Origin of the sequence: Capnocytophaga sp. oral taxon 863 str. F0517 (genome assembly GCF_000466425.1) — a bacterium.
In the GTDB taxonomy this organism is placed as follows: domain Bacteria; phylum Bacteroidota; class Bacteroidia; order Flavobacteriales; family Flavobacteriaceae; genus Capnocytophaga.
In genome coordinates, this window is sequence record NZ_KE992091.1 from 1 (window position 1) to 4990 (window position 4990).

A 4990-nucleotide genomic window follows, 5' to 3' on the forward strand; every position below is an offset into this window, starting at 1 on the left:
AAAAGAATTGCCGCTTAAGTCGAACTCACGTTATATTATGATAGAGGAAATTTCTGAGCAGGGAGGAAACAAGAATATAGCCCTTGAGTATATAGATGACCTGAATCTATTTGATATGAAGAGAGAAGAATTGGAAACTTTTTTAGGACAGCCTATTACACATAATATACTTAGAAAGAATCATATAGAACTCTATTTGTCAGAAGAACGAATAGATAGTTTGTATTATTTTGACATCAGTTCAGTATAGAAATTCTTTGTAAATTCGTCTGAGGTCATAATGTTATTGAATAAATTTATCAAAATCTGATTGAAAAAGTAAAGACGCCCTTGCTATAAAAAATGAGTGATTACTCCGCTAGATACTTTATTTCATAAGACAAAACACATACGTTATTCTTCTTTTTAAAGCAGATTGAAACTATACCTAAGGGGACTTCCTTTTCAATTGTAATACTATTTTTCTGTACTATGTAATTTATATAGTAGTTGTTATCATAGAAACTTTTTAGAGGTATTTTTTGCAGTAAATTTTCAGATTCGTAAGGGAAATCAGTTAGGAAGGAATTATATGCCTGTTGGAGGTTGCTAAAGTTATATTCGCCTTGTACTTTCCAATAATTTCTATCATCGCCAGGTATTCCTTCTATATGAAAGTTTTTACTTGCAGAATCATCTTTGTATTTCTTTTTAAAATAGAAAAAATAACCTCTGTCACGGAAAATAATAGTTGTATCGTTTAAATACAATCTATCAAAAATATTATCACACTCCCCTTCATCTTCAATTCCTTTGATAAAACTAATACTATCCTGTTGGGGTTTTAAGAATATTATGTAGCTACTTTCCTCATTAGGTTGTTTTAATTTTGTGGGGAATTTGTACTGAAAAACATATTTAGAACATACGTTAGGAGCTATCAAAGAATCTTTTTTTAGAGAAAATTGTGCAAAACGATAAAATTGCTTAGCATATTTCTCACTAAAGGTTTCAATTCCATTATCTCTAATATATTTAAAACATTGCCATTCTCCGTGATATCTTTTATCTACAAGATTTTTCTTTATCTCAACATCGTTAGAGCTTTCCGTTTCTGATATACTTTTTATTTCACTACTTTCCTCTCTTCCCACACATATTTTCTCTATGTTATCTACATCAAGTAATTTTTTATCAAAACTTAAAGCTGTAGGATTTTCTATATCGAGAGTTATATCGTACAATTTTTTTTCTTTCACACAAAGTAATAACCAAGCAATGGTATTTTCAACGACTTGTTTGGTATTGGGTTCACGCTCATCAGTGATATCCATATCAAAAAACACTTTGATAAATATACTATCTCGCTCAATGCGATCTATTCTTGTGAAAGCTTCAGGGTAATGTTGCCAATCTAAAGAGCTTGATTGTACGATTTTTGATATGATTTCTTCACAGTCCAATTCATCCTCTTGTTTATTTTGATTGTTACTACTTTGATTATTAATAAAATCACAAGAGATAAGTATTCCTATAAGGAAGAAAAGATAAATTATTTTTCTAATCATTTTTGATTGTTTTTTAATTATCATTTAAACGATATTCCTTTTTCAATGTGTCACAAAGTTTGCCTTGTACAGCCTTGCGTATTTGGGCAAATTGCTCAGGGATTAAAGTTTGTTTCATTCCTCAATAATACTTATGACCCCTACTTCGGCACCAAAGAGAGCCAATACTTGATTTACTTTATCCAAACGCAAGGTTTTTTTACCCTGTTCCAATTCGCGTACAAAGCGCAATCCAACGCCCGCTCGCATGGCCAACTCAGGCTGTGTAAGGCGTAGCTGCTTACGCCTTTGCTTTACAAAAGAAGCGATATTCATAATTAACAAATGGACTAATTAGCATATTTGCTAATTAGTTTATACCTTTTCGGGTGCAAAGATAGGTAAAATAATTAAATATACACCCTTTCGGGTATAAATAATTTATCCATTAGCACATTGGCTAATCTGCTAATTCGTTTTGGTTCTCCCATTTCTCTTCTTCTAAGTCTATCTGCCGTTCGAAGGAGCGTAGGAGCTGTTCATTCTTGATAAGGAAGGGGAGGGTAAGCCCCTGCCAAGCCTAAGCCTCCGAAGACCAATAAGATGGGGTAGGCAATCCTAAGGAGATTGGCCAACATAGTGAGCCCCACAATGGTAATGAGTAGTAGTAAAAGATATGGAAAATAAGCAACCATAAAAAGGATTTGTTTGTATGCTAAATTTGGGCAAAGATACGAAAAAAAATATAGGAAAGAACATGGTTATATAAGAAAAAAAACGTACCTTGGCAGCACTTTTTTAGATAGTATAAATACATTATATAATGAAAGAGTTTAGAACAGAATCAGACCTCATTGGGGAATTACAAGTACCTAAAGAGGCTTACTATGGGGTACAGACCCAACGTGCTTTGGAGAATTTCCATATTTCTAACAGCAAGATGAATGACTATCCGGAGTTCATACGTGCTTTTGCTTATGTTAAATTGGCAGCCGCTCAGGCCAATGCTGCTTTGGGGGTTATTCCTAAAGAGATAGGTGCAGCGATAGAAAAGGCAGCTCAGGAGGTGATTGATGGTAAGTTCCATGACCAATTCCCTGTGGATATGTTCCAGGGAGGCGCCGGTACCTCGGTGAATATGAATGCCAATGAGGTAATCGCTAACCGTGCGTTGGAGATTTTAGGCTATGAAAAAGGAGATTATGTACACTGCTATCCTAATGACCATGTGAATGGTTCGCAATCCACCAACGACTCTTACCCAACTGCTATTAAGCTTGCGGTATTCAATATGAATAAAAAGCTCGTAAAGCATGTACAAGCCTTGGCGGATGCTTTCCGTAAGAAAGGAAAAGAGTTTGCCGATGTGATCAAGATGGGACGTACCCAGCTCCAAGATGCGGTGCCTATGACCCTTGGCCAAGAGTTCGAGGCCTATGCGGTGAGCCTTGAGGCAGAAATTGCTAGCTTGAACAAAACAGCCCAATCACTACTTGAAATCAATATGGGAGGTACCGCCATCGGTACCGGACTGAATGCCCCTCATGGTTATGCTAAACTCTGTACAGAGAATTTAGCCAAAGCCACTGGAGAGGCATTTGTGCTTTCTCATGACTTGGTTGAAGCTACTCCTGATACGAGTGCTTATGTGTTCTACTCCTCAGGATTGAAGAAATTTGCGGTGAAGCTCTCCAAAATATGTAATGACTTGCGCCTATTGGCCTCTGGTCCTCGTGCAGGCTTGAGCGAAATCAATCTTCCTGCTATGCAGCCAGGTTCTTCCATCATGCCAGGAAAGGTGAATCCTGTGATTCCTGAAGTGGTGAACCAAGTGTGCTTCAAGGTGATAGGGAATGACCTTACCGTAACCTTTGCGGCCGAAGCAGGTCAGCTGGAACTCAACGTGATGGAACCGGTAATCTGCCAGGCTATCATGGAGTCCATTACCCTCTTCCAAAATGCAGCTGATACGCTTAAAGACAAGTGTGTGGAAGGTATTACCGCTAACCGTGAGGTGTGCCTCAATATGGTGAAGAACAGTATCGGTATCGTAACTGCGCTCAATCCTCATATAGGCTATAAGAACAGTACTAAGATCGCGAAAGAAGCACTACAGACCGGTAAGGCAGTGTATGACTTAGTGTTGGATCATGGCTTGCTCTCCAAAGAGAAATTGGATGAGATCTTGGATCCAAAGAATATGATCGTAGCGAAATAGAAATCCTGTAATTTTTTTAATGGTTAATGGTTAGCTCTTGTGAGGGTTAATCATTAACCATTATTGTTTTTTATCCCTTCTCACCACCCCTTCTGCTTCAAGTATTCACCTCCTATCCTCAAGGAGCATATAATGAGAAGGCATAGGAGCATACAGGGTAGTGTAAAGCTCAATAGGCTATATGTAAATCAAATGAATAAAATGCAATGTTAAATATGTATTGCTGTATATAAAATATAAAATTAGTAAAATGTTGCAATATATTCATTTTTGCAAAAACTAATATTCTGATAATCAATATGTGTTATAAATCTAACTAAATAATGTGTTATAAAAAGTTTGTTTTAGTGATTTTTATTTAATAAAATTGCTATTTTTATCGAATTTAAAATATTAATTGTATGGTAAAAATGAATTTTTTATTTTGTAGGTTTGAGAAAAATAACTACTTTTGCATCTGTTATTTTATTTCTTAAACAATATCTGATGAGATTAAACAGACTTTTGTATGCATTGTTGTTGGTGATAACAATGCAGAGCTTTTCGCTTGCACAGGAGCGGGAAGTGTCGGGTAGCGTCAAGGACGCTAATGGAGATCCGCTTTTTGGAGCAGCGGTAGTTGTAGAAGGGGGCGGTAAGAGTACCGGAACCGATATCGATGGAAAGTTCACCATTAAGGTAGCCCCAGGTAAGAACTTAGAATTCAGCTTTCTGGGGATGAAGACCAAGCTGGTGAAGGTAGGTAGCTCCAAGCGAATTGATGTGGTTTTGGAAGAGGAGTCGCAGGACTTAGAAGAGTTTGAGATGGTCGGCTATGTAACGGTGAAGAAAGACCAATATGTAGGTTCTGCCTCTGCTATAGATAATGAATCGCTCAAGCGTAAGAGTGTATCGGATGTATCACAGGCCTTGGCTGGGGAAGCCGCAGGGGTGCGAGTGGTGAATACCTCTGGGCAACCTGGTTCTTCGGCAACGGTGCGTATCCGAGGTTTTGGTTCGGTTAATGGGAACCGCAGTCCGCTCTATGTGCTCGATGGGGTACCTTTTGATGGCAACTTGTCCTCTATCAATCCCGATGATATAGAATCCATGACAGTGCTTAAGGATGCGACTTCCACTTCGGTATATGGTTCTCGTGGTGCCAATGGGGTAGTGCTCATCACCACCAAGAAGGGGCGTGCTAACCAGTCTAAGATACAAGTAGAGAGTAAGATAACGTGAGTTCGACTTAAGCGGCAATTCTTTT

The 4990-nt window shown here is 37.9% G+C and carries 4 protein-coding genes and 2 pseudogenes; 3 read left to right on the forward strand and 3 right to left on the reverse strand.

Going from position 1 to position 4990, the window contains the following annotated elements; genetic code table 11:
• Positions 1-250: pseudogene (locus tag HMPREF1551_RS02050) on the forward strand (hypothetical protein); the annotation flags it as partial.
• Positions 251-350: 100 nt separating this feature from the next.
• Here the strand turns inward: HMPREF1551_RS02050 and HMPREF1551_RS02055 are convergent.
• From HMPREF1551_RS02055 to HMPREF1551_RS13580, 3 genes are all read right to left on the reverse strand, one after another.
• Positions 351-1547 carry a lipoprotein gene (locus HMPREF1551_RS02055; RefSeq protein ID WP_034544131.1) on the reverse strand — a complete coding sequence of 399 codons (1197 nt, stop codon included), beginning with the start codon at positions 1545-1547 and terminating at the stop codon, positions 351-353.
• Positions 1548-1661: 114 nt separating this feature from the next.
• Complete coding sequence (locus HMPREF1551_RS02060; protein WP_021627356.1) at positions 1662-1862, reverse strand: helix-turn-helix transcriptional regulator; 201 nt, start codon at positions 1860-1862, stop codon at positions 1662-1664.
• A gap of 203 nt (positions 1863-2065) precedes the next feature.
• On the reverse strand, positions 2066-2221 hold the full coding sequence (locus HMPREF1551_RS13580) for a hypothetical protein (protein WP_021627357.1): 156 nt from the start codon (positions 2219-2221) through the stop codon (positions 2066-2068).
• 128 nt (positions 2222-2349) lie between these two features.
• On the opposite strand from HMPREF1551_RS13580, the gene aspA reads away from it, so the two are divergent.
• Together aspA and HMPREF1551_RS02070 are read left to right on the forward strand one after the other, a co-directional pair.
• Positions 2350-3744, forward strand: coding sequence for an aspartate ammonia-lyase (aspA, locus tag HMPREF1551_RS02065; protein ID WP_021627358.1), 1395 nt, complete (start codon positions 2350-2352; stop codon positions 3742-3744).
• A gap of 486 nt (positions 3745-4230) precedes the next feature.
• Positions 4231-4959: pseudogene (locus HMPREF1551_RS02070) on the forward strand (TonB-dependent receptor plug domain-containing protein); the annotation flags it as partial.
• Positions 4960-4990 lie beyond the last annotated feature (31 nt).